Below are 22,997 nucleotides of genomic sequence, written 5' to 3'. Positions count from 1 at the left end.
AGGATCGATCGCGCAATCTACCAAGACGGTCCGCCCGCTCAAAGCGGCAAGGCGGGACCGTCGTTCATGCCGCCATCTGGCCCGATCGCAGCAGGCCCGCCAGTTCGACCGGCGTCAGCGTCCGCTCGAACTTCAGGTGGGTGATGTCGCGCTCCGTCGAGAGGATCTGCCCCCTGATCGCGGCCTCAAGTCCGGGAAGGACAAGCTCGACCATCCCGCCGGCCGAACCCGTGACGGTCCCGACGAGCCCGACGCCGCCCGCCGACAGGTCGACCAGCCCGACCTGCCTCCCGGTACCGCCGACGGATACCGTCGCCGAGAAACCGACGGGGTGTCGCCGGTGTCTCCGGCGGTCGAACACCTCGTGAGTCCTCATCGTGCTCATCAGCCGATCGATCTCGTTCTGGAGGTGGCCGACATGCTGGGTCATGGTGCCGGTTTCGGACCGCACCTCGTGCATCAGCTCCGACGCCTCGCCGGTATCGTGGGCCACTTCGGTGATGCTGGCGGCGACCTGCCGCGTCCCGGCGGCGGCTTCCAAGACGCTGCGGCTGATCTCTCCGGTCGAGGCGGTCTGCTGCTCGATCGCGGCTGCGATGCCGGCGGAGATCGCCTCCACCTCGTGGATCACGCCGACGATGCTCTGGATACCCGACACCGCCTTCTCGGTCTCGGCCTGGATGCGCGCGATCTGGGCGGAGATCTGCTCGGTCGCGCGCGCGGTCTGCGATGCCAGCGCCTTCACCTCGTTGGCGACCACCGCGAATCCCTTCCCGGCCTCGCCTGCGCGTGCCGCCTCGATCGTGGCGTTGAGGGCCAGGAGGTTGGTCTGGCCGGCGATCTCGTTGATCACCCGGACTATCTGCCCGATCTCCCCCGCGGCGGTCGCCAGCCCCTGCACCGAGAGGTTCGCGGATCCCGCCTGATCGACCGCCTGCCGGGTGACGGTGCGCGAAACGCTGACCTGCCGGCTGATCTCCGATACCGAGGCGGAGAGCTGCTCGCCCGCGGCGGCCACGGTCTCGAAGCTGGCGGTGGCCTGCTCGGCCGCAGACGCCACGGCGGTCGCGTTGCCGGCCACGCGGTCGATCGCGGCCGATGTCTGCGTCGCGATGTCGGAAACATGGCCGCCGCGCTCGGCGACCTGGGACACGACCGAATGGACTTCCCGCTCCAGCGTGTCGGCAAGGTGCCACAGCTCCTTCTGCCGGTTCTGGTCGCCGCTCTCGATATAGCAGGAGATCGCCAGGTCCATGTCCAGGAAGACCGTCTGGACGATCGCCCGGAGCACCCGCCTCAGCTGGGCCGGCTGCCAGCGGTAGCGACTGACCGCCGCGTCCATCAGGTCGCCCATCGCCAGGGAATAGCCGCCGATGTACCAGCGCGGCTCGAGGCCGATACGCTGGTGCGTGGTACCGATCTGGACCGTCCGCTCCAGTTGGGCGTCGTCGAAGGTCCCTGCGAACAGACTCGTCCAGTGACGGCGCTGCGCCTCCTTGAGACGGTCGATCGAAACGCCGGTCAGCATGACCCGCATCTCGGCGTCGGTGGCGAGATGCTCATAGAACCTGTCCAAGGTCTTCGGCAGGGTCGCATCGAGGGTCGGAGCGAAGTTCCGCAAGGCCGATCGCGTTTCGTCATTGATTCCAAGGAATCCAAGCCTTGCTTCGCGATCCAGATCGTTCGACATCCTGCCTCCGGGGTTCCAGCACGCCACCATAGAACGCCCAGTATTATGACCAAAGGCTTACCAAACCCTTCCACCTGTTTCCAAACGATCATCCGGATTGCAGGTCTGGAGGCCGGTGGGGCATACCGCGACGGACGGGGCGTCAGGCCGGCCGCGGCAAGGTGAAAGCCGGCCCATAGCGAAATACCGGCCTGAAGGCCATCGACGGATAGACGGTTTTGCTACGAATGCTGCCGAGGGAGCGAGCGGTCATAGATTTCAAAGAATCAACATCGCCTTTATATAAAAATCGTTATATTGCCTCATAAGACAAAGTACATGAGGCTAGTAAATAAGAAACGTATGACTTCAGGAAAAGAACGAAAATATACTCGCTCGAAACAGTTTATTACTAGCACAAGTTTCAAGTCTTGGCATCCCGGAATTAGTATTTTAACTTAAAATTCATATTTCCGAGACACGCTTGGTCCTAATAGGCGCCGGTACGGCCGCCGTGCATTTTCTCATTCCGAGAGGGTAACGTGAACAGAATGCTCTCACGTTTCAGCCTGAAGATACAGATCGGTCTTATCGGGGCGGTCGGGGCCGCGGCCCTGGTGCTGCTGGCCGGCTTCCAGACTTACGAGCGGGCGCGCGAGAACAGCTTTGCGTCCAAGGCACAGTCGGCATCCACCCTGAATGACAGGATAGTGGCGCTTCAACTGGCGCTTCTCGATGCCCGGCGGGCCGAGAAGGACTTCCTGCTGCGCAGCGAAGAGAAGTATGCGACGCGCAACGCGGCCACGGTCGCGCGGGCGAACAGCCTGATAGCCGATTCCATCGCGCATCCCGCGTCGGGTGAGATCGCAGGGCGCCTCGACCGGATCAGGGCCGAACTGTCCTCGTACGGCAACAGCTTCTCGACGGTCGCGGCGACGCGTATCCGCATCGGCCTGAAGGAGACCGACGGTCTCCTGGGTTCCCTGCGGTCCTCGGTCAGGGCGGTGGAGAACACGCTTAAGGACAGGGACCAGCCGCGGCTCACGATCGCCATGCTGATGATGCGCCGGCACGAGAAGGACTTCCTGGCCCGTGTCGACTCCAAGTACGTCGAGGAGATGAAGAAGCGGCAGGCCGAGTTCGCGGCTGAATTGGCCACCTCGACCCTGCCCGGCGACGTCGCGGCGGAGATCACGGAAAAGATGGCCGCCTATCAGCGCGACTTCCTCGCCCTGGCAGAAGCCACGCTCGGCCTGGGCGACCAGTTGAAGGAGCTGTCCGAGGCCTACGCCCGCATGGAACCGATCCTCACCGAGGCCTCCGACATCCAGGAGAGGGCGAGGGCGGAGGCGCTGGCCGGAAGCGAGGAGGTCGGCCGCGACGCGGAGCGGCTGGGCTGGATCGCGCTGGCGGGCATCGTCACGGCCATGCTGGTGCTGAGCCTCATGATCTCGCGCGGGGTCACGGCTCCCCTGCTCGCGCTCGGAGACGTCATGCAAAGGCAGGCGAAGGGCGACCTGGACACGCCCGTTCCCGGCATGGATCGCCGCGACGAGGTGGGCGAGATGGCTCGAAGCGTCGAGGTGTTCCGCGCCAACGGCCTGGAGATGCGCCGCCTGGCAGCGGAGCGGCGGCAGGCGGAGGCCAGGGCCGCGGAAGAGCGCCGGGCAGCGCTGCTTCAGGTGGCCGACGGGTTCGAAAGCCAGGTCAAGGGGATCGTCGAAGCTGTGGCTGCCGCCGCGATGCAGGTGGAATCGGCGGCGCAGACCGTCGCGTCCTCGTCAGAGCAGACGCGGCAGCAATCCACCGCGATCTCCGGCGCCTCCGAGGAGGCATCGCGGAACGTCAACATGATCGCCGGCGCGTCCGAGGAACTCAGCTCCTCCATCCAGGAGATCGGCCGGCAGGTCGCCCTGTCCGGCGAAATCACCGCGGCGGCCGTGAGGGAAGCCGACGACGCCAACCGCACGGTGGAGGGACTGTCTAACTCGGTACAGTCGATCGGCGACGTGGTCCAGCTGATCAACGATATCGCCAGCCAGACCAACCTCCTGGCCCTGAACGCCACGATCGAGGCGGCACGCGCCGGAGAAGCCGGCAAGGGTTTCGCCATTGTCGCGTCCGAGGTCAAGAACCTCGCCGCCCAGACAGCCAGGGCAACCGAGGAGATCCAGGCCAAGGTTTCGGAAGTCCAGGGGTCCGCGGGCTCCGCGGTCTCGGGCATCCGGGGCATCGGTGCCACAGTGGTCCGGATCAACGAAATTTCCACGACGGTCGCTTCGGCCGTGGAGGAGCAGAGCGCCGCGACCAGCGAGATCGCCGGCAACGTCCAGCAGGCCGCGGTCGGCACGCAGGAAGTCTCGCGCAACGTGGCCGGCATGATGACGGCCGCCACGGAAGCGGGATCGGCATCGGGCCAGCTGCTCGACGCGGCGCGCGGGCTGGCGCGCGACACCGACCGGATGCGGCGCGAGGTGGGCGCGTTCCTGGACCGCGTCAGGGCGGGCTGAGAGCCGGGGCCGCTATTTCCGGAACAGGAACTCGCGGCCCACCTTGACCCGCTTCTCGCCGTCATACTCGATGATGTCGGCGGTCGCGTAGGTCTCGGTCCAGCGCTCGGGCAGGTAGCTGCCGGTCCCGATCACGTCGATCGGCGCCTGGGCTTCCGCCATGATGCGGCACTTGGCCGGGCTGAAGCCGCTGCTGGCCACGATCTTGACCTTGTCGAAGCCGGCGGCGTCCAGCGCGTCCCGCAAGTGGAAGATGGCGGCGGCCGACACGCCGGTGCCGATCAGGTAGCGGAGTTGGGTCTCGTCCCGGTAGCCCCGGATCGCGGCCGGGACGTGTCGCTCCAGCACCGCGTAGGAGCCCGGCGGGTCCAAGCCCTCGATGAAGCGGCCGCCCGGCGTGTCGATGCGCATGCTCAACCGGCCCTCTTCGGCCAGATGCGGCAACCGCCGGCAGACCTCCAGGCTGTCGGTGACCTCCCGGCCGAAGTAATCCACCAGGACCGTCAGGTTCTGGTCGGGGAAGGTCTCGTGGAACATCTCGGCCGCCCGCACGGTCGATCCGGCATAGCCGATCAGGGCGTGGGGCATGGTCCCCATGCCGGCGGAACGGCCGAAATAATGGGCCGTCGCGTCGGTGGCGTTGCCGACGAAGCCGACGGCGTCGACCTTCCGCTTGGCGCGGGCCGAGCCGACGCTGGCCGCGTAGGCCATGATCTCTGCCATCTCGGTGCCGGCGCAGTGCCGCGCGTCCATGGCGAGGAACGCCACCTTGGGAAGGTCGGCGCACATGGTGAAGGCGTTGTAGGCGGCGACGCAGGCGGGGCCCAGCTTCATCAGCAGCAGGGTTTCCAGGTCGACCAGATGATAGAGCGGGCCGGTGATGTACAGGATCGGCTCGCCGGCGCCGATCCAGCGGCCTTCGGTGTGCAGCAGGTCCACCTCGACCTCGAACCCGCGTTCGCGGGCGACCCCCTGGAGCCAATCCACCGCCAGCCGGGGCGCCGAGACGACCGGCCGCCGCATGAAGATCGCGTAGGTGACCCGCTTGTCGCCGAACCGGCCGACCGTGTCCTTGGTGCGCAGGAAATAGGTGTCGGTCCACCGGGCGATGTCGGATACCGACGGCCAGGGGGCTTGCAGGTTGCGGTCGTTGTCTCGACTGTCCAAGATTCTTTTGCTCTGGCTGGTCCCGGAGCGGCGGGGGTCCGCTCCGGGATTTGTTTTCGCGTCACTCCGCCGCGGCGATCCGGCGCTCCCGGTCCTGCTGCTGGCGGCTCCGCTTCAGACCTTCGGCGATAAGGAACGCCAGTTCAAGGGCTTGGCTGGCATTCAGGCGCGGATCGCAATGGGTATGGTAGCGCTTGGCGAGGGCGTGGTCGGTGATCGCCTGGGCGCCGCCGGTGCATTCGGTCACGTCCTGGCCGGTCAGTTCGAAATGGACGCCGCCCGGATGGGTGCCCTCCGCCTGATGGACGGCGAAGAAGTCCTTGACCTCCGACAGGATGCGGTCGAACGGCCGCGTCTTGTAGCCGGTGGACGACTTGATCGTGTTGCCGTGCATGGGATCGCACGCCCACACGACCACCCGCCCCTCGCGCTGGACCTTGCGGATCAGGGCCGGCAGCTTGTCCTGGACCTTCTCGTGGCCCATGCGCGCGATCAGCGTCAGGCGTCCCGGCTCGTTCGCCGGGTTCAGGATGTCGATCAGGCGGATCAGCTCGTCCGGGTCGCTGGTCGGGCCGCACTTCAGGCCGATGGGATTCTTGACGCCGCGCAGGAACTCGACATGGGCATGGTCGGGCTGGCGGGTGCGGTCGCCGATCCACAGCATGTGGGCCGACACGTCGTACCAGTCGCCCGTGGTGCTGTCGACGCGGGTCAGCGCCTCCTCGTAGGGGAGCAGCAGCGCCTCGTGGCTGGTGAAGAAGTCGGTCTCGCGCAGCTGGGGCGTCGTCTCCGCGGTGATGCCGCAGGCCGCCATGAAGTTCAGCGTCTCGTCCAGCCGGTCGGCCAGGTCGCGGTAGCGCTCGCCGGCCGGGCTGCGCTCGACGAAGCCCAGGTTCCACTGGTGGACCTTGTGCAGGTCGGCATAGCCGCCCTGGGCGAAGGCGCGCAGCAGGTTGAGCGTGGCGGCGGCCTGGTTGTAGGCCTGCACCATGCGGTCGGGATCGGGCTCGCGCGAGGCCGCGTCGAAATCGAACCCATTGATGATGTCGCCGCGGTAGCTCGGCAGCTCGGTGCCGTCGATGGTCTCGGTGTCGGTCGAGCGGGGCTTGGCGAACTGCCCCGCCATGCGGCCGACCTTCACCACCGGCGTGGAGCCGCCGAAGGTCAGCACCACCGCCATCTGGAGCAGGACGCGGAAGGTGTCGCGGATGTTGTTGGGATGGAACTCGGCGAAGCTCTCGGCACAGTCGCCGCCCTGGAGCAGAAAACCGTTGCCGTGGGCCACGTCCGCCAGGGCCGCCTTGAGCCGCCGCGCCTCGCCCGCGAAGACCAGCGGCGGATAATTCGACAGACGCTGCTCGGCCGCGGCCAATTTGTCCTGGTCGGCGTAAACGGGCATCTGCTTGACGGGCTTCGAGCGCCAGGTGTTCGGGGTCCAGCGTTCGGCCATGGCACCATCCTCCACATTGACCGGCGCAATCCTCATCGCTCCGGTCGCTTTTTCGACAATCCAAGAGATCTGGCTATACTTCCTTCAGCGTTTCATTTCCAGAGCTAAAGAATCCGCCGCGATTCGGAGGGGCCGACCAACCGGCCGCGGCGATCCCCGCCCCCTACTCCGCCGCCTCGCTGCGGACCGGGTCGGGCACCTTGTCGCGCATGGTGACGAACTCCTCGGCGGCGGACGGGTGCAGGCCGATCGTGCGGTCGAACTGCCGTTTGGTGGCGCCGCAATTCATGGCGATCGCGAGCCCCTGGACGATCTCCGGCGCGTCGGGCCCGAGCATGTGGGCACCCATCACGCGATCGCTCCGGCGATCCACCACCAGCTTCATCAGCGTCCGTTCGTCACGACCGCTCAGCGTGTTCTTCATCGGCCTGAAGGCGCTCTTGTAGACGTCGATCTCGCCGCAGACCTGGCGGGCCTGCGCTTCCGACAGGCCGACCGTGCCGATCGGCGGGCTGCTGAAGACGGCGGTCGGAATGTTGGCGTAATCGACTTCGATCGGATTGTCGTTGTACATGGTCTCTACGAAGGCTCGTCCCTCGGCGATGGCGACCGGCGTCAGCGCCACCCGGTTGGTCACGTCGCCGACCGCGTAGATGTTGTCGATGTTGGTGCGCGACCAGGAATCGACCTTCACCCCGCCCTTCTCGTCCTGTTCGACCCCGACCTCTTCAAGGCCCAGGTTGCGGATGTTGGGGACCCGGCCGGTCGCGGCGAACACAAGCTCCGTCTCGAGCCGCTCGCCGTCGCGCGTGACGACGCGATAGCCGTCGTCGAGCTTCTCCAGCCGGTCCAGCTTGATGCCGGTCTGGATCGTGATGCCGCGTTTGCGCATCTCCACCGCCAGCGCCTGGCGGATATCGTCGTCGAACCCGTTCAGCAGGTCGCCGCTACGGATCATCATCGTGATGTCGACGCCCAGCGCGTTGAAGATGCAGGCGAACTCGACGGCGATGTAGCCGCCGCCGATGATCACCATGCGCGACGGCAGCCGCTTCAGGTCCAACGCCTCGTTCGAGCTGATGGCATGCTCGAAACCGGGCAGGCTCGGCCCGACCGGATGCCCGCCGGTCGCGATCAGGATGGTGCGCGCGGTATAGCGCCGCCCGGCGACCTCGACGGTATGCCGGTCGATCAGCCGGCCGAAGCCTTCGATCAGGGTCACGCCCGCTTTTTCCAGCATACCGATATAGATCTGGTTCAGCCGGTCGATCTCCCGGTCCTTGGCGGCCAGCAGCTTCGGCCAGTCGAAATCCGGGACGGTGGCGTCCCATCCGTATCCGACGGCGTCCTCGAAGGCGTCGCGGAACTGCCCGCCGTACATCAGCAGCTTCTTGGGCACGCAACCGCGGATGACGCAGGTTCCGCCGACCTTGCTGCCCTCGCAGATCGCGACGCGCGCGCCGTGGGAAGCGGCTCGACGGCTGGCGGCGACGCCGCCCGATCCGGCGCCGATGGTGAACAGGTCATAGTCGTAGGACGCCATCGTCTCATTCCTCTGATGCGGACACAGCACTGCCGGTACCGGCTCCGGCAATGCATAGCCTAACGCAAATGGCCCCTGAAGGCTCGAACCGGAACCCCGCCGCACGCCTTTCCAGGTGCATTGCGGGCATTCCGCCCCCGGGGCTGTGCGCTCCTGCCCCGATCGCCGGGCGCCCAGGATTGCCGCGGTCCGCGCGCGACAGCCAACCGCACTGCTGCCCGGGATCCTTCGGCAGCGTCCTGCGGCAAACCAGGAACAGTCATGAAAACATCGCAAGTGGCGGCGCTCTCGGCCGTGGTGCCGAAATCAGGATTGCTCTTGGAATGCGAGCCCCGTCGCCACCGTGCCCCCAGGGAATATCCTCAGCAGGGGCAGGGCCGACCGTGGGAGCACCCTTGCCGCGGTGCCCCGGCAAGGGTCGCCCGACGCTGGAAGTCCGGCCTCGGCCCCGCTCCCCTCAGGCCTCTTCGCCGACCCGCTCGAACTGCTCCGGGTCCAGCAGGGCGGCGATCGCCAGGGTCTTCAGCGTCTTGGGATCGTCGGCCCGCTTCATCTGCGCATGGGTCGCCCCCATGACGTCTTTCCGCACGGCGACGATTTCCCATACGCTGCCGCCGGGGCCCAGCCTCCGGTAGCGCTGGCCTTCCGCTATCTCTCGTTTCCTTCGCCGCATTGGCATTCTCCAGAACCTGTGACTTTTCCAACCAAGCCGGCATGGGAGATGATTAAACCAGCGGCGGTACCCTTGCGAGAGTTTCCGCACCCCCCACATCGCCGGTTTGAGTTTTGTGACGGAAACGCAACAGCGATTCGTCATTTATCGAATGTCGTATGCCGGAAGAAGCTCAGCCCCAAAAGGAACAGATGCCTCATCTTGACCGTTACATGGACATGAAAACCGATCTCGACATTCTTTTGGTAGCGACTCGTCTGGTCGAAGAACTGGGCGATGACGCCGTGCGCTTGGCCAAGGTCAAGCTGGTCGAACTCATCGCCGCGAACAATCTGCGTGCCGCCGCCTTCTGGCGTGACGTCCTGCGTGTTTGCGAGGAACAGGCCGGCATCAAGCCGGCCGATGTCCTGCAGCCCCGCCCCCCGGCGTCCGACCAGGCCAAGCTCGCGGCCCACTGACGCCTCGCCCGACGGCGCGGCGGCCAGACCCGAAAAAAGCCCGGCGCGATGCGCCGGGCTTTTCGTCGTGTCGAGTCCCAGGTCTTAGTTGGTCGTTACTTCCGCATACTTGCCGTCGTTCCACTTGTAGAACACATAGGCCGGGGTCGTGACGTCGCCCTTCTGGTCGAAGGCGATCTTGCCGATCACCGTGTCGAATTCGGTGCTCCGCAGGACCGCGGCCACCTTGTCCAGATCGCTCGAGCCGGCCTTCTCCGCGGCCTGCTTGAAGATCTGCATCGCCGCGTAGGTGTACAGCGTGTAGCCTTCCGGCTCATAGCCCTGGGCACGGAACTTCTCGACCACCGCCTTGGCGGCCGGCTTGTTGCGCGGGTCGGGGCCGAAGGTCATCAGGGTGCCCTGGCCGGCCGGACCGGTAATCGTCCAGTACTCCTCGGTGACCAGCGCGTCGCCCGAGATGATCTGGACGCTCATGCCCTGGTCCTTCAGCTGGCGCGCGATCAGGCCGGCTTCCGTGTGGTAACCGCCGACATACAGGACGTCGATGGCCGACTGCTTCAGCTTGCTGACAAGGGCCGAATAGTCACGCTCGCCGGCTGTGTACGCCTCGTACAGCTTCTCCTTGAGGCCGGCCGCGTTCAGCGACTTCTGCGTCTCGTCGGCCAGCCCCTTGCCGTAGGCGCTCTTGTCGTGGATGATCGCGACGTTCTTGCCCTTGTACATGGTCGCGATGTACTCGCCGGCGACCTTGCCCTGCTGGTCGTCGCGGCCGCAGACGCGGAAGACGTTGTTGCCCTTGGCCTCGTCGGTCAGCTTCGGGTTGGTCGAGGCGGGAGAGATCTGCAGGATGCCCTCCTCCGTATAGACCTGGCTGGCCGGGATGGAGGAGCTGGAGCAGAAATGCCCGGCGACGAAGATGGCGCCCGCGCCGGCGAGCTGGTTGGCGACGGCCACCGCCTGCTTCGGATCGCAGGCGTCGTCGCCGACTTCCAGCTTGATCTTCTCGCCCAGGATGCCGCCGGCGGCGTTCAGGTCCGCCACGGCCATCTGCGCGCCCTTGTTCATCTGCTCACCGAACGCCGCGTACTGGCCGGTCATCGGGCCGGCCACGGCGATCACCACGTCCGCATAGGCGGCCGAAGCGGCTGCGGTGGCGAGAGTGAAAGCGGCGGTCGCCGCAAGAAGCGCTTTTCTCAACTTCATAACCATGTTGCTCCCTGTTCATGAGCTGGCCGTTACATGCCTTGCGGGAAGGCCGAACCGGTTGCCGCCCGTATCGCGGGGCGATCGGCGGGCGGCACTCCCTGTTGTATTTTCATTATATCTGACCTGTCGCGCAGTGCGACAGAATCCGTCATCCCATGACTTACGATACCGCTGCGTGGCCGCCCGCGGAGTTCTTCTCGCGCCAGCCGAACAGGCCGCTCCGCTCGTAGAGCCAGGGATACTGCTTCACCATCTTGCGGGCCTGTGTCATCCGGTACGCCGCGATGCAGATCACGGTCAGCACCGCGGTGTGGATGACGTACCCGGTCACGCTGAGCAGTTCCCCCCCGAACAGCGCGTAGAGCAGGAATCGGTCGCCCAGTCCCAGCAGCGCCGTGTAGAGGAAGGCGGTCCGCATCGGCCGCCATTTCGACGCCATGCCCTGCCCGGTCATGAAGGCGGCGCCGCCGAACAGGACGACCGTCAGGCCGATGAACACAGGGATCGAGGTGCCGAGAAGCTGTTCCATCATAGCCTCCTAGTGCCCGCCTTCCAGGTATGCCGTGCGGACCTCCTCGTTGGCGAGAAGCTCGCGGCCGGTGCCCTGGAGGGTGATATTGCCGTTGACCATGACATAGCCGCGGTGGGCCAGCTTGAGCGCGTGGAAGGCGTTCTGCTCCACCAGGAAGACCGTCATCCGCTGCTCGCGGTTGATGTCCTCGATCACCTTGAAGATCTGCTTCACGATCAGCGGCGCCAGGCCCAGCGACGGCTCGTCCAGCAGCAGCAGCCGCGGCTGGCTCATCAGCGCGCGGCCGATCGCCAGCATCTGCTGCTCGCCGCCCGACAGCGTGCCGCCGCGCTGGGACTGGCGCTCCTTCAGGCGGGGAAACAGGGTATAGACCCGCTCCAGCTCGCGGTCGAAGCTGCCGGGCTGGGCCGTCACCGATCCCATCTGGAGGTTTTCCAGCACCGTCATGCGGCCGAAGATCCGCCGGCCCTCGGGCGATTGGGCGATGCCTCGCCGCACGATCTCGAAGGTGGGAACCCGGGTGATGTCCTCGCCCTCGAAGATGATCCTGCCGAACTTGGCCTGCGGGTTGCCGCAGATGGTCATCAGCAGGGTCGACTTGCCGGCGCCGTTGGCGCCGATCAGCGTCACGATCTCGCCGGCGGACACTTCCATGTCCACGCCCTTCAGGGCCTCGATCGAACCGTAGAAGGTGTGGACGCCCTGAATCTTCAACATGGGCTCGCTCATGGCCGCTCCTCCCGCTCCGCGACCTCGGGCAGGTCCTGCTTTACCTCTTCCGGCAGCTCCTCGTCCTCCTCCTCGCCCAGGTAGGCGCGGATCACCGTGGGGTCGCCCTTGACGAATTCCGGCGTCCCGTCGGAGATCTTCCGGCCATAGTCCAGCACCACGACATGGTCCGAAATCTTCATGACCACGCTCATGTCGTGCTCGATCAGCAGCACGCCGATCTTCTCCTCGTCGCGGATATGGATCAGCAGTTCGCTGAGGTCCGCCGACTCGCGGGGGTTCAGGCCCGCCGCCGGCTCGTCGAGGCACAGCAGCACCGGCTCGGTGCACATGGCGCGGGCGATTTCCAACCGCCGCTGGGCGCCGTAAGGCAGGTTCCCCGCCTCCCAGTCGGCGAACTTGGTCAGCTTGACCTTGTCCAGCCAGTACCGCGCCAGTTCGACGGCCTGCTTCTCCGCCTTGCGGTAGCTCGGCAATCCCAGCAGCCCGGCCACGGTGAAGGCGGACGCCTTCATCAGCTTGTTGTGCTGGGCCACAACGAGGTTCTCCAGCACGCTCATGCGGGCGAACAGGCGGATGTTCTGGAAGGTCCGCGCGACTCCGGCCTGCTGGGAGATCCGGAACGCCTCCAGCCGCTCCAGCAGGAAGACGCCGTCCGGGCGGTGCAGGGCCAGCCGGCCGACCGTCGGCGAATAGAAGCCGGTCAGGCAGTTGAACATGGTGGTCTTGCCGGCGCCGTTCGGGCCGATGATCGCGGTGATCTGCCGCTCCATCGCGGTGAACGACACGTCATTGACGGCGACCAGGCCGCCGAACCGCATGGTCAGGTGCTCGACCTCGAGCAACGGGGTTCCGGGTATTGGGGTATCGGGTACGGCTGTCATGCCCCCGCCTCCGAATCGGCTTGCTGCTGCCTGGCGCTGCGCTTTGGGTGCAGCAGGATGGTGGGATCGCGATGCGCCAGCAGGCCCCTCGGCCGCCAGACCATGATCAGGACCATTCCCATGCCGAAGGTCAGCATGCGGTACTCGGCCAGTTCACGGAACGCCTCGGGCAGGCCGATCACGATCACGGCCGCGACGACCACGCCGATCTGGCTGCCCATGCCGCCCAGCACGACGATGGCCAGGATGATCGCCGATTCGATGAAGGTGAAGCTCTCCGGGCTGATGAAGCCCTGGCGCGTCGCGAAGAAGGAGCCGGCGAAGCCGCCGAACATGGCGGCGATGGTGAAGGCGGCCAGCTTGATGTTGGTCCGGTTGATGCCCAGCGACGTGCAGGCGATGTCGTCCTCGCGCAGCGCCTCCCAGGCGCGGCCCAGCGGCAGCTTCCGGATCCGCATGGTGAAGACGTTGACCAGCAGCGCCAGCACCAGGATCAGGTAATAGAGGAAGATGATCCGGTGCATGGGGTCGAACTCGATCCCGAAGAGCTGGTGGAACGCCACCTCGCCTTCCGCCGGGCGCCGGTCGAAGTCGGCGATCCCGAAGAAGCTGGGACGCGGGATCCCGGAAATGCCGTTCGGGCCGCCCGTGAAGACGGCCCAGTTCAGCAGGACCACGCGGATGATCTCGCCGAAGCCCAGGGTCACGATCGCGAAATAGTCGCCGCGCAGGCGCAGCACCGGAAAACCGAGGACCAGTCCGGAAAAGGCCGCCAGGATACCGGCCAGCGGCAGGCAGAGCCAGAAGCTGAAGCCGAAATACTCGGCCAGCAGCGCGTAGGAATAGGCCCCGACCGCGTAGAAGGCGACATAGCCGAGGTCCAGCAGGCCGGCGAGGCCGACCACGATGTTCAGGCCCCAGCCCAGCATGATGTAGGTCAGGATCAGGATGCCGATATCCACGACCGACCGGCTGGCGAACGGCAGGAACGGCAGGACGATGGCGAAGACAATGGCGATCGGGCCGATCCAGACGGCGGCGTCCTGGACCCTGGCGCCCAGCCGGTCCATGGCGCGGTCGCGCTCCTGCTGGCTCAGCGTGCTGCGGTCGCGCCGCACCGTGATCGCCGCGCGGATCGCCAGCACCGCCGCGCCCGTGATGGTGATGACCTTGAGGACCTCGCTCGGGAACGGGACGAACCAGGAGACCAGGGCGATGGCGAGGCTGACGCCCAGCACCGCGACGGCATGCCCCTCGCGGGTCAGGATCAGGCCGATCCGGCCGATGAAGACCAGGAGGACGCTGATCAGCACCTCGTCGAAACGGGTCACGACGGTCAGCCGGGAGCCGACGTCCACCGTCCGGAGCCCGACCAGCGGCAAGGTGAGGGCCAGCGCCACGAGCGCCGTGAGACCGGCCTCCTTCAGCATGGCGCCCACGTCGAGGCGCTGCCGGTCGGGGGTTTGGGAAACGATTGCGGTCATCGGATCAGACCTTCTCGATTTCGGGTTTGCCGAGCAGACCCGTGGGGCGGAAGATCAGCACCAGGACCAGGATGGCGAAGGTCGCCACATCCTTGTACTCGATCGAGAAATAGGCCGACCAGAACGCCTCGATCAGGCCGATCAGCAGCCCGCCCAGCATGGCCCCGGGCAGCGAGCCGATGCCGCCCAGCACCGCCGCGGTGAAGGCCTTCACCCCCGCCAGGAATCCTATGAAGAAGTCGATCACGCCGTAATAAAGCGTGACCATCACGCCCGCGACCGCCGCCAGGGCGGCTCCCATCACGAAGGTCAGCGAGATCGTCCGGTCGACGTTCACGCCCAGCAGCCCGGCCATGGTCTTGTCCTGCTCGCACGCCCGCTGGGCCCGGCCCAGGTCCGTCCGGGTGATCAGCAGGGTGAAGCCCACCATCAGCGCGGTGGTCAGCAGGATGATCAGGATCTGCAGGTAGCTGAGGCTGACCACGAACCCGTCCGCGCGCTCCATGATCACGAAGCCGCCCTGGATGACCGGCGGCATCGGCTTGACCCGGGCGCCCTGGACCAGCTGCACGTAGTTCTGCAGGAAGATCGACATGCCGATCGCGGAGATCAGCGGCGCCAGCCGGAACGACCCGCGGAGTGGCCGGTAGGCCAGCCGCTCGATCGTCCAGCCGTAGATGCTGGTGAACACCATGGAGATGATCAGCACAAGCATCAGCATCACCGGCACCCAGGTGATCCCCGCCGCTCCGAGCACGATGAAGCTGATCACGGCGATGAAGGCGCCGATCATGTAAATCTCGCCATGGGCGAAATTGATCATGCCGATGATGCCGTACACCATCGTGTAGCCGATCGCGATCAGGCCGTAGATGGCCCCGAGCGTCAGCCCGTTGATCAATTGTTGAAGGAAGTATTCCATGTCCTCGCTACCCAGACGTCGTTTGCGTCAGAGAGTCGGCACGCGCCTTCCCGTCCAGGCACGGGACACGCCCGGCTGGCAAGAGGGGCGGACCAGGGGTCCAGACCCTTGCGAACAGCTCCAAAGGCCGGCGTGGCGAACCTCTGCGGCGCCGACGGAATTGCAAACAGTCGGAAGTCTCCCGATTCGAACCTTCGGCACGGCGGTTCGGCCCGCCGGCCTTATTCTTGACGCGACGTTATATTACCCTCAACGGCCGGGCAAGCGGGGAAAATCGGCTCTCCGGAGACGCGAACGGACTTGGATGGACGTTGTGCAATTGCAGCACAAGAAACCCGCACACTGCCCGAAATGAAACAGGGCCCCGTCACTTCGCCGCGGGAGCAAGAGCCCGGACATTCTTTTCAATCGCGCAATTATCGGTGGAGTCGATCGGGTATTCGCGGCGGTCAGAACATCCGGACGCCGCCGACCGTAAACCCGATCAGCGCCAGCGTTCCGGCGGTGACGCCGAAGAAGATGCTTTTCCGCATGATGAAGAACACGGCGAGCGCGATCGCGGCGGACAGCAGGCGGGAACCGAGATCGGTTTCCTGCAGCGGGCCGACCGGCAGGATGATCATGCGGGCGATCAAGCCGGCGAGCAGCGCGTAGGCGACGCACCCGACCCATTCGAACACGGGTCCCCCGGGATTGATCCGGCCCGACAATGCCACGCCGAGCGCCCGCCAGACATAGGTCGCGGCCGCCCCCACCAGCAGGACGACGATGATCCAACCGTCAGCCACGACGCCTCGCGACCAGCCTGTCGGCCCCGAACGCGGCGCTCCCGGCGATCAGGCCGGTCAGCATCAATCCCCAGTCATGGGAAAAGGTGTGGAGCGTCGGCCCCATCACCGCCCCCAGGCCCAGCGCAATCACCCGCGCCCGGTGGCGCAGGTCGGTCGCGAAGATCAGCATGAAGTAGATCGGGTTGAGGAAGACCAGCCCCAGCGTGACCGACTGCGGCACCGCGTCCGCCAGGGCGAAGCCGACGGCGGTCCCGATCAGGCTTGCCAGCCACAGGACCGTGGCGAAACCGACGAAATAGGGCAGCCGGACGTCCCGCGGCATCTCCGGGCACCGGCGCATCGAGAAGGCCCAGGCGGTGACCGCGACCAGGTGGGAATAGAGGTAGTATCGCCAGCGCGGAACCGCCGGGTCGTGGATCAGCGGCATCAGGGTGATGGTCATCGGCATCAGGCGGGCGTTGGTCAGGGCCACCGCCAAGGCGATCACCAGCAGCGAGGCGCCGACGCCGTAGAGTTCGACCAGCGCCACCTGTCCCGGAAGAGCCCAGGCGGACAGGGTCGAGAAGAGCCCGAGCCACAGGCCCATCCCGCTTTCGCGTACCAGGGATCCGAACCCGACGTAGCTGGCGCCCAGAACGATGGACGGCATTCCGACGGCTTCACGGGCGGCAACGAGGAACATGGTGCGCCGGGCCTTCGAGCCGGCCGGCGTTGCGGTGCCTGTCATGAATGTCCTGCGCGGCGGCCGGAATTCCGGAATGGTGATCGGCCGCCGCCGGAAGCGAGAATTACTCCGTCACCGCCCTCAGTCAACTTTGGCGGCGGTCACGACCGTCTTGTTCGGCTTGGCGGGCGCCGACTTGCCGGTGCTCGCCACCTTGGCCGGCTTGGCCTTCGAGGCGGTCTTCGAAGCCTTGGAACCCTGGACCTGCGGCTTGCTGGAGGCCTGGGCCACCTGCGGGACGCCCTCGTCGCCCAGCAGCTCCGCGACCTTGACGCCGCACGGCGGCGCCGCCGCGATCTGTCCCGCGTCCTCGGTCGCCAGGTACTTCTTCAGGTCCCCCTCGGTCATGGCCATCGCCTGGTCGACCCGGTCGCTGTGGGACTGGCAGAACACGGGCGGAGTCAGCAACGCCGCGCGCTGCGCGATCTCGTTGGCCAGGACGGTCCGGAAATCGTCGAACCTGCGGGTCGGGTTGGACTTGTCGGTCTCGCGGAAATGGCCGATCAGCACCTTCTCCCAGGTCATCAGCTGGACGCGATGCTTGGTGGTGAAGCTCTGGTACTTGGCGAACAGGTTGCGTTCCTGCTGGACCGAGTTGCAGGTCAGGCCGATGACCATCAGCTCCGTGTGCAGACGCATCGCCTGCTCGGCGTCGTATTCCGCCGGGGAATAGCACGCCGACTTGGCCCAGGCGGAGGAGGAAGCCGCCAGCACGCAGGCGGCCGTGACGGCGGTGACGATCCGGCGCGCGCTGCGGCGCGCCGGCTTCTCGCGATGGGGTTCGATGGCACTGCTCATGGAAAACGGCCCTGTCGAGATTCCGGATGGGTGGGATTGCGCGAAAGAATTACTTCTTTGAGCGCAGATTGCCTGAATATGCCGTCAGATACAACGTCTGCCTGCCGCAATTTTTGGCGGTGAGGACTGGCGGTCCATCGGCTAAGCTCCGGCCTCCTATTCGTCAATCGCTCAATCCGCTGGTTTTCCTCAATGATCCGCATCGGCATCGATCTTGGTGGCACCAAAATCGAGGGAATCGCCATAGACCGCAACGGTCGGGAACTCTCCCGCCGCAGAATCGGCACACCGCGTGGCAATTATGCAGCAACCCTGGAGGCGCTGGCGGGACTCGTATCCTGGCTGGAGGAGCAGGCCGGCGGTTCCGGCACCGTGGGCATCGGCATACCGGGCGTCGTGCTGCCGCCCGGCGGCTTGGTCAGGAAGGCCAATTCCACCTGGCTGATCGGCCACTCCCTGGGCGACGATCTCGGCGCTCTGGCCGGCCGCCCGGTACGCGTGCAGAACGACGCCAACTGTTTCGCGGTATCGGAAGCGGCGGACGGCGCCGGCGCGGGTTTCGACACGGTGTTCGGCGCGATCGTCGGTACGGGAACCGGTGCCGGCATCGTGGCCGGGGGCAGGGTGCTGGCCGGCCGCAACGGGATAGCCGGCGAGTGGGGGCACACTTCCCTGCCCTGGCCGGGCGAGGGGGAGCATCCCGGCCCGGCCTGCTATTGCGGCCGGCCCGGCTGCATCGAGACCTGGATTTCCGGGCCGGCGTTCGCCGCCGACCACGCGCGGATCACGGGAGAGCGGCTTTCGGCGCAGGAGATCGCGGCTCTGGCGGACGCCGGCGATCCCGGCGCCTCCGCGAGCCTCGAGCGCTACGCCGACCGGCTGGCGCGCAGCCTGGCCATGGTGGTCGACGTGCTCGACCCCGACGTGATCGTGCTGGGGGGCGGAATGTCCAACGTCGCCCGCCTCTATCCGATGCTGCCGCCGCTGCTGAGCCGCTGGTGCATCTCCGATACGGTGGACACGCCCATCCTTCCCGCCCGCCATGGCGATTCCAGCGGCGTCCGCGGGGCCGCCTGGCTGTGGAGCGCCGCCGAGGGCGCGGCCCCGTAAGGGCGCAATGACGGCCCTATACATGGATTTGTCCAAGAACCGGCAAGTAACGGTGCCGAAAAGCCCCGGACCGGAAAGGCGACGGCCGGCGGTTTCCCGCGGGACCGGGGGCGAGCCCTCCGCGAACGGCCGGCCACGGCGTTTTCGCCATAACCGGTTGCGCCGCGCCGCCCGGGATGCGAACACTGCGCTCCCACGAACCCTTGCCCGAAAAAATCACCAGGGGAAAAAACCGATGTCCATCCAGCGTTTCAAGATCGGCCCGCGCATGAGCCAGGTGGTCGTCCACAACGACACCGTCTACCTCGCCGGCCAGGTCGCCGAGGACACCACCGCCGACGCGAAGGGCCAGACCGAGCAGATCCTGCGCCAGATCGACGAACTCCTCGCCCTCGTCGGCACCGACAAGAGCAAGTTGCTGTCGGCCACCGTCTATCTCAGCGAAATGGCCCATTTCGGCGCGCTGAACGCCGTATGGGAAGCCTGGGTGGATGCCTCGAACCCGCCGGTCCGCGCCACCGTCGAGGCGAAGCTGGCGGCTCCCAAGTATCAGGTCGAGATCGCGGTCATCGCGGCGAAGTGACCGGACCGGGATAGCCCCACATCCGGGCTGCCGGGAAGATGTCGAAATGGACGGCCCTGCTGGCCGGACAGCGGGGTAGGCCGACATCGAGGCTGCGGCCGCCCAGCGCCGTGTCGAGAGCGTCCGACGATGCGCCCTTCCTGGTGTCGTCGGCGGCGGTCACCAGATCGACCGCCAGTCGCCGGGCGTCATTCCACATCGACTCCAGCGTCGCCGCCACCCGTTCCCCCGTGACCGGGTGGCGGTATCCCTGGAAGGCGAACAGATCCGTCGGCATCCGGCCCGGATCGGCGGGATAGAACAGGGCCAGGAAAGCGCGCAGGCGTCCGTCCGTCATCCTGTTCGCCCGCGCGACCGCCCTCATCGCGGCAGGGGACGCGAACAGCCGCGTCAGGAGCATCTGGACCCGGTAGAAGCGCCGCGCGTAGCGTCCGACGTCGCCGTCGATCCGCCAGGCCGACCGGAAACAGTCCGCGAAGAAGCCAAGGCAGGCGAGGTTCGAGGCCCCGTTCCTCCGCACCGCCTCCATGGCGCCGAAATGGGCGAGGTCGGTTCCCTGCCGGCCGAGCATCAGCAGGTCCAGCCAGGATTCCGCAAGCCGGTGGCGCATCTGCGAGTCGGTCCGCCGCACCGGATCGGCATCGTAATACTGCCCGGTCACCGAGTAGACCCAGGGATGGAAGACGATATCCAGCGCCATATGGGTCAGGAAACCGCAGACGAAGGCGAACTTGGCGTCGTCGGAAGCGCTCCCGGCCCTTTCCGTCGTGCCGCCGCGCAACCGCTCCAGCATTTCGCGGACCGGCGTGCCGGTATCCTCGCCCTCCTCCCCGTGGATGATGTCGCCCCAGGGATGGAAGTCCCGGTCCAGCACCGGCAGCGTGAACCCGTAGAAGAGCGTGTCGGTGGCGATCGAACCGAAATGGAGCGTTGCGCGTTCGCGGCTCAGCAGGCTCGCCAGGCCGGTCCGGCCGCCGCCTTCCAGGTCGGCCGCCACGGCGTCCGCAAACAGGATATGCGTCAATTCCTTCGGCATCGTCGCCTTTCCCGTCTTCCAGGATGCGCCCCGACAGGAACCGGGAGCCGCGAAAGTTTGTTCAACCCGGGCTACCTTTCAAATACGGATCGGGAGTTCCCATGGACTTGGACTGGAACAGCATCGAACTGAACTGGGGCAAGTATAAGGAACTGGTTCGGGAAAAGTGGCGGAGGATCCCGCAGGAGATCATCGACGATCTCCAGGGAAGCCGCGAGCGGCTGGTCGACGCCATCTCGGAAAGCTACGAAGTCACGCGCGAGCAGGCGCTGCGGGAGTTGAGCGACTGGGCCGCCGACCTGAGGGAGAGGGTCGGGGCGCAGGCCGACCGCGCGGCCCGGGCGCGGGCGGAAGCGGCTGCCGCGATCCGCAGGCTGGCCGCCCAGACCTCCGATCAGGCCGCGGCCCGGACCGCCGCCGGACAGCGGCGGCTGGCCGACCTGCGCGCCGTTGCCGAGCACGGGGGACAAAGGGCCGTAGGTCGCGCCCGGCTGCGGGTCCGCTCCCAGCCCGGCGCCGCGCTGCTGATCGCGTTCGGCATCGGGATGCTGCTGGGCGGGCTCGTCGGGAGGCGCCGCTGACGGGCGGCCCGGACGATCCCGCCCAGCCCTGGCCACCCAGCCCTGGCCTCAGCCCTCCAGCGGCAGCGGCACGAAGCGCAGTTCGCCGCCCCGACTCAGCAGCATCAGCACGTTCTTGCGGCCCGCCTGGCGCGCCTGGTCGATCCTCGACGTGACGTCCTCGGGGCTTTCGACCGGCTCCTGGCCGACCTCCACGATCACGTCGCCCGGAGCGATCCCCTGCCCTGCCGCCGGGCTGTCCTGCGCGGCTTCGGTCACCACGACGCCTTCGACAGTATCCGGGATGCTGAACGCGTCGCGTGTCGCCGGATCGAGGGTCGAAAGCGTCATGCCGAGCGTTTCCGTCGTCGGCGGGCTCGCGGTCTCGCCGCCCGGCGGAGTCTGCTCGGCCCCCAGCCCGGCGGACTGCTGCGCCTCGTCGAGATCCCCGACAGTGACCTTGATCGTCCGGTTCTCGCCCCCGCGCTGGACGACCACGTCGGCCTGCTGGCCGATCGGCGTGTCGGCCACGAGGCGGGGCAGCTGGCGCATGGCGTCCACGTCCTGGCCGTTGAACCGCAGGATCACGTCGCCCTGGCGAATGCCCGCCCTCTCGGCCGGGCCGCCGCCGGTCACCGTCGTCACCAGCGCCCCGCGCGGCTCGGCCAGCTGCAGGCTTTCCGCGATCTCCGGGGTGACGGCCTGGATCTGCACGCCGAGCCAGCCCCGGCGCGGCTTGCCATGGTCGCGGATCTGCTCCAGCACCGGCCTTGCCAGCGACGACGGCACGGCGAAACCGATGCCGATGCTGCCGCCGGTCGGGGAGAAGATGGCGGTGTTGATGCCGATCACCTCGCCGGCCATGTTGAAAAGCGGCCCGCCCGAGTTCCCGCGGTTGATCGACGCGTCGGTCTGCAGGAATTCGTCGTAGGGACCCTGGTTGATGTCGCGCGCCCGCGCCGACAGGATACCCGTGGTGACGGTTCCGCCCAGGCCGAACGGATTGCCGATCGCCATCAGCCAGTCGCCGATCCTCAGGCGGCTGGAGTCGCCCCAGCGCGCCGAGGGAAGAGGCTTGTCGCTCTTGATCCGCAGCAGCGCCAGATCGGTCAGGGGATCGTTGCCCACCAGCTCCGCGTCGAGCACGGTGTCGTCGTAGAGCGTGACCTGGATCTCGTCGGCGTCGGCGACCACGTGGTTGTTCGTCACCACCAGCCCGCCGGGATCGATGATGAAGCCGGACCCCAGCGCCGTGACCGGCCTCGGCGTCGGCTGCTGCTCGCGGAACTGGCGGAAGAACTCCTCGAACGGCGACCCCGGGGGAAACTCCGGAATATCGGGACCGCCGGGCCCCCCTGGACCGCCGGGACCGCCCGGACCCTGCCCCGGAGGCCGCCCGGGGAGCCCCGGACCGCCCGCCCCCCGGGTCTGGGTCGTCGAGATGTTCACGACGGTCTTGATCTGTTCTTCCGCGAGATCCGCGAAACCGGGCGGCCCGCTCTGTGCCGAAGCCGGTACGGGCAGGCCAAACCCGGCTGCGCCGATGAACGCGGCAAGCGGCAAAGCCAGCAGTCGCCGACCGGCTCCGGCGCGATGCGGGCGATGGTGAGACGGGATCATGAACGGTCCTCCGAAAGATACTTGGCGATAGAAGCCCGGCGACGGAAACTCGGCCTGCGAAATGCCCGGAACGACGGAGTCATCGACCATCACCGGAACCGGGCGCAGCATCGCGGTGCCATGCGGTCACTCAACACTGCAACACCGATGCTCGTTGCGTCATTGTATCGAAGGAAGCATAAACGCCACGACATGACCGTATCGGAACCGGGACATTTTTGCGCAGTCTCCATGGTCCGGCTCCTTCCATGCTCCGGGCCATGCTCCGGGAAATCTGCGGAAACAAGAGTTTCGCGAGCGGTTAACCATATTTTATTACTTTAGGCTGCAATGAAAAGGCTTTTTCAATAAATGAATAAGCTCTTCTTCGGATACAAGCAGAGACAATTTTCGTAGTCGGCGCGACGCCAACCCGATTCGCGCGGCGGCCGGCCGTCGATCGTCAGCCCGACGCTCCGTGACGGGCATCCGCCGTCCCGGTACGGCACGCCCTCCGCTGGTCCTTCACCTGCCCCGAAATGCCCGATTCGCGCTTGAAAAGGCTAACA

21 protein-coding genes are annotated in these 22,997 nt (G+C 66.6%); 5 read left to right on the top strand and 16 right to left on the bottom strand.

Annotated features, from left to right (window positions below; genetic code table 11):
* Nucleotides 1–64 precede the first annotated feature (64 nt).
* Nucleotides 65–1,690 carry a protoglobin domain-containing protein gene (locus JL101_RS11505; protein ID WP_203095187.1) on the bottom strand — a complete coding sequence of 542 codons (1,626 nt, stop codon included), beginning with the start codon at nt 1,688–1,690 and terminating at the stop codon, nt 65–67.
* Nucleotides 1,691–2,220: 530 nt separating this feature from the next.
* Here JL101_RS11505 and JL101_RS11500 point away from each other — a divergent pair.
* Nucleotides 2,221–4,179: a methyl-accepting chemotaxis protein gene (locus JL101_RS11500; RefSeq protein WP_203095186.1), complete on the top strand. Its 1,959-nt coding sequence runs from the start codon at nt 2,221–2,223 to the stop codon at nt 4,177–4,179.
* Between the two features lie 12 nt (nt 4,180–4,191).
* Here JL101_RS11500 and JL101_RS11495 read toward each other — a convergent pair whose 3' ends face one another.
* The 4 genes from JL101_RS11495 to JL101_RS11480 all read right to left on the bottom strand — a co-directional run bounded on the left by JL101_RS11495 (nt 4,192) and on the right by JL101_RS11480 (nt 9,012).
* A complete protein-coding gene (locus tag JL101_RS11495; RefSeq protein ID WP_228435410.1) occupies nt 4,192–5,346 on the bottom strand; it encodes a nicotinate phosphoribosyltransferase in 1,155 nt (384 codons plus the stop codon).
* A 61-nt stretch (nt 5,347–5,407) separates the two neighbouring features.
* A complete protein-coding gene (locus tag JL101_RS11490; protein ID WP_203095185.1) occupies nt 5,408–6,796 on the bottom strand; it encodes a class II 3-deoxy-7-phosphoheptulonate synthase in 1,389 nt (462 codons plus the stop codon).
* Between the two features lie 163 nt (nt 6,797–6,959).
* Entirely contained in the window at nt 6,960–8,339 is a 1,380-nt protein-coding gene (gor, locus tag JL101_RS11485) for a glutathione-disulfide reductase (RefSeq protein ID WP_203095184.1), read from the bottom strand.
* Nucleotides 8,340–8,796: 457 nt separating this feature from the next.
* Entirely contained in the window at nt 8,797–9,012 is a 216-nt protein-coding gene (locus tag JL101_RS11480; RefSeq protein ID WP_203095183.1) for a hypothetical protein, read from the bottom strand.
* A gap of 191 nt (nt 9,013–9,203) precedes the next feature.
* On the opposite strand from JL101_RS11480, the gene JL101_RS11475 reads away from it, so the two are divergent.
* Nucleotides 9,204–9,470 carry a hypothetical protein gene (locus JL101_RS11475; RefSeq protein WP_203095182.1) on the top strand — a complete coding sequence of 89 codons (267 nt, stop codon included), beginning with the start codon at nt 9,204–9,206 and terminating at the stop codon, nt 9,468–9,470.
* 84 nt (nt 9,471–9,554) lie between these two features.
* On the opposite strand, the gene JL101_RS11470 is transcribed toward JL101_RS11475, so the two are convergent.
* The 9 genes from JL101_RS11470 to JL101_RS11430 form a co-directional block, all read right to left on the bottom strand.
* Entirely contained in the window at nt 9,555–10,673 is a 1,119-nt protein-coding gene (locus JL101_RS11470; RefSeq protein WP_203095181.1) for a branched-chain amino acid ABC transporter substrate-binding protein, read from the bottom strand.
* 163 nt (nt 10,674–10,836) lie between these two features.
* On the bottom strand, nt 10,837–11,208 hold the full coding sequence (locus tag JL101_RS11465) for a DUF6867 family protein (protein WP_323374724.1): 372 nt from the start codon (nt 11,206–11,208) through the stop codon (nt 10,837–10,839).
* Nucleotides 11,209–11,214: 6 nt separating this feature from the next.
* Nucleotides 11,215–11,925 carry an ABC transporter ATP-binding protein gene (locus tag JL101_RS11460; protein ID WP_201081265.1) on the bottom strand — a complete coding sequence of 237 codons (711 nt, stop codon included), beginning with the start codon at nt 11,923–11,925 and terminating at the stop codon, nt 11,215–11,217.
* Nucleotides 11,926–11,933: 8 nt separating this feature from the next.
* Nucleotides 11,934–12,821 carry an ABC transporter ATP-binding protein gene (locus JL101_RS11455; RefSeq protein ID WP_203095180.1) on the bottom strand — a complete coding sequence of 296 codons (888 nt, stop codon included), beginning with the start codon at nt 12,819–12,821 and terminating at the stop codon, nt 11,934–11,936.
* Complete coding sequence (gene livM / locus JL101_RS11450) at nt 12,818–14,305, bottom strand: high-affinity branched-chain amino acid ABC transporter permease LivM (RefSeq protein ID WP_203095179.1); 1,488 nt, start codon at nt 14,303–14,305, stop codon at nt 12,818–12,820. The genes JL101_RS11455 and livM overlap by 4 nt, the downstream gene beginning before the upstream one ends.
* Before the next feature lie 4 nt (nt 14,306–14,309).
* Nucleotides 14,310–15,227: an ABC transporter permease subunit gene (locus tag JL101_RS11445; RefSeq protein WP_158045399.1), complete on the bottom strand. Its 918-nt coding sequence runs from the start codon at nt 15,225–15,227 to the stop codon at nt 14,310–14,312.
* Between the two features lie 449 nt (nt 15,228–15,676).
* A complete protein-coding gene (locus tag JL101_RS11440) occupies nt 15,677–16,015 on the bottom strand; it encodes an AzlD domain-containing protein (RefSeq protein ID WP_203095178.1) in 339 nt (112 codons plus the stop codon).
* Entirely contained in the window at nt 16,008–16,745 is a 738-nt protein-coding gene (locus JL101_RS11435; protein ID WP_228435409.1) for an AzlC family ABC transporter permease, read from the bottom strand. Before JL101_RS11435 ends, JL101_RS11440 begins: the two co-directional genes overlap by 8 nt.
* Nucleotides 16,746–16,823: 78 nt before the next feature.
* Nucleotides 16,824–17,540 carry a hypothetical protein gene (locus tag JL101_RS11430; RefSeq protein WP_203095177.1) on the bottom strand — a complete coding sequence of 239 codons (717 nt, stop codon included), beginning with the start codon at nt 17,538–17,540 and terminating at the stop codon, nt 16,824–16,826.
* Between the two features lie 192 nt (nt 17,541–17,732).
* Between JL101_RS11430 and JL101_RS11425 the strand changes: the two genes are divergently transcribed.
* Together JL101_RS11425 and JL101_RS11420 are read left to right on the top strand one after the other, a co-directional pair.
* Nucleotides 17,733–18,650, top strand: coding sequence for an ROK family protein (locus JL101_RS11425; RefSeq protein ID WP_203095176.1), 918 nt, complete (start codon nt 17,733–17,735; stop codon nt 18,648–18,650).
* A 235-nt stretch (nt 18,651–18,885) separates the two neighbouring features.
* The gene (locus JL101_RS11420) at nt 18,886–19,233 is read left to right on the top strand and encodes a RidA family protein (protein WP_201080140.1); all 348 of its coding nucleotides are present in this window, start codon (nt 18,886–18,888) and stop codon (nt 19,231–19,233) included.
* Here the strand turns inward: JL101_RS11420 and JL101_RS11415 are convergent.
* Nucleotides 19,217–20,269, bottom strand: coding sequence for a zinc dependent phospholipase C family protein (locus JL101_RS11415; RefSeq protein ID WP_203095175.1), 1,053 nt, complete (start codon nt 20,267–20,269; stop codon nt 19,217–19,219). The genes JL101_RS11420 and JL101_RS11415 overlap by 17 nt on opposite strands.
* Nucleotides 20,270–20,370: 101 nt before the next feature.
* Between JL101_RS11415 and JL101_RS11410 the strand changes: the two genes are divergently transcribed.
* Entirely contained in the window at nt 20,371–20,850 is a 480-nt protein-coding gene (locus tag JL101_RS11410; RefSeq protein WP_203095174.1) for a CsbD family protein, read from the top strand.
* Nucleotides 20,851–20,898: 48 nt separating this feature from the next.
* Here the strand turns inward: JL101_RS11410 and JL101_RS11405 are convergent, their stop codons facing one another.
* Complete coding sequence (locus tag JL101_RS11405; protein ID WP_203095173.1) at nt 20,899–22,449, bottom strand: DegQ family serine endoprotease; 1,551 nt, start codon at nt 22,447–22,449, stop codon at nt 20,899–20,901.
* Nucleotides 22,450–22,997 lie beyond the last annotated feature (548 nt).

The sequence above is a fragment of the Skermanella rosea genome (assembly GCF_016806835.2).
Classification (GTDB): Bacteria; Pseudomonadota; Alphaproteobacteria; order Azospirillales; family Azospirillaceae; genus Skermanella; species Skermanella rosea.
This window is presented reverse-complemented; position numbering and strand designations above follow the sequence as displayed.

Excerpts from the sequence above, each read along its gene's own strand:
- JL101_RS11455 (WP_203095180.1), bottom strand. The coding sequence starts at position 12,821 with ATGACAGCCGTACCCGATACCCCAATACCCGGAACCCCGTTGCTCGAG.
- JL101_RS11505 (WP_203095187.1), bottom strand. The coding sequence starts at position 1,690 with ATGTCGAACGATCTGGATCGCGAAGCAAGGCTTGGATTCCTTGGAATC.
- JL101_RS11470 (WP_203095181.1), bottom strand. The coding sequence starts at position 10,673 with ATGAAGTTGAGAAAAGCGCTTCTTGCGGCGACCGCCGCTTTCACTCTC.
- JL101_RS11465 (WP_323374724.1), bottom strand. The coding sequence starts at position 11,208 with ATGATGGAACAGCTTCTCGGCACCTCGATCCCTGTGTTCATCGGCCTG.
- JL101_RS11500 (WP_203095186.1), top strand. The coding sequence starts at position 2,221 with ATGCTCTCACGTTTCAGCCTGAAGATACAGATCGGTCTTATCGGGGCG.
- JL101_RS11410 (WP_203095174.1), top strand. The coding sequence starts at position 20,371 with ATGGACTTGGACTGGAACAGCATCGAACTGAACTGGGGCAAGTATAAG.
- livM (WP_203095179.1), bottom strand. The coding sequence starts at position 14,305 with ATGACCGCAATCGTTTCCCAAACCCCCGACCGGCAGCGCCTCGACGTG.
- JL101_RS11430 (WP_203095177.1), bottom strand. The coding sequence starts at position 17,540 with ATGAGCAGTGCCATCGAACCCCATCGCGAGAAGCCGGCGCGCCGCAGC.
- JL101_RS11415 (WP_203095175.1), bottom strand. The coding sequence starts at position 20,269 with ATGCCGAAGGAATTGACGCATATCCTGTTTGCGGACGCCGTGGCGGCC.
- JL101_RS11405 (WP_203095173.1), bottom strand. The coding sequence starts at position 22,449 with ATGATCCCGTCTCACCATCGCCCGCATCGCGCCGGAGCCGGTCGGCGA.
- JL101_RS11420 (WP_201080140.1), top strand. The coding sequence starts at position 18,886 with ATGTCCATCCAGCGTTTCAAGATCGGCCCGCGCATGAGCCAGGTGGTC.
- JL101_RS11480 (WP_203095183.1), bottom strand. The coding sequence starts at position 9,012 with ATGCGGCGAAGGAAACGAGAGATAGCGGAAGGCCAGCGCTACCGGAGG.
- JL101_RS11445 (WP_158045399.1), bottom strand. The coding sequence starts at position 15,227 with ATGGAATACTTCCTTCAACAATTGATCAACGGGCTGACGCTCGGGGCC.
- JL101_RS11460 (WP_201081265.1), bottom strand. The coding sequence starts at position 11,925 with ATGTTGAAGATTCAGGGCGTCCACACCTTCTACGGTTCGATCGAGGCC.
- gor (WP_203095184.1), bottom strand. The coding sequence starts at position 8,339 with ATGGCGTCCTACGACTATGACCTGTTCACCATCGGCGCCGGATCGGGC.
- JL101_RS11490 (WP_203095185.1), bottom strand. The coding sequence starts at position 6,796 with ATGGCCGAACGCTGGACCCCGAACACCTGGCGCTCGAAGCCCGTCAAG.
- JL101_RS11435 (WP_228435409.1), bottom strand. The coding sequence starts at position 16,745 with ATGACAGGCACCGCAACGCCGGCCGGCTCGAAGGCCCGGCGCACCATG.
- JL101_RS11425 (WP_203095176.1), top strand. The coding sequence starts at position 17,733 with ATGATCCGCATCGGCATCGATCTTGGTGGCACCAAAATCGAGGGAATC.
- JL101_RS11475 (WP_203095182.1), top strand. The coding sequence starts at position 9,204 with ATGCCTCATCTTGACCGTTACATGGACATGAAAACCGATCTCGACATT.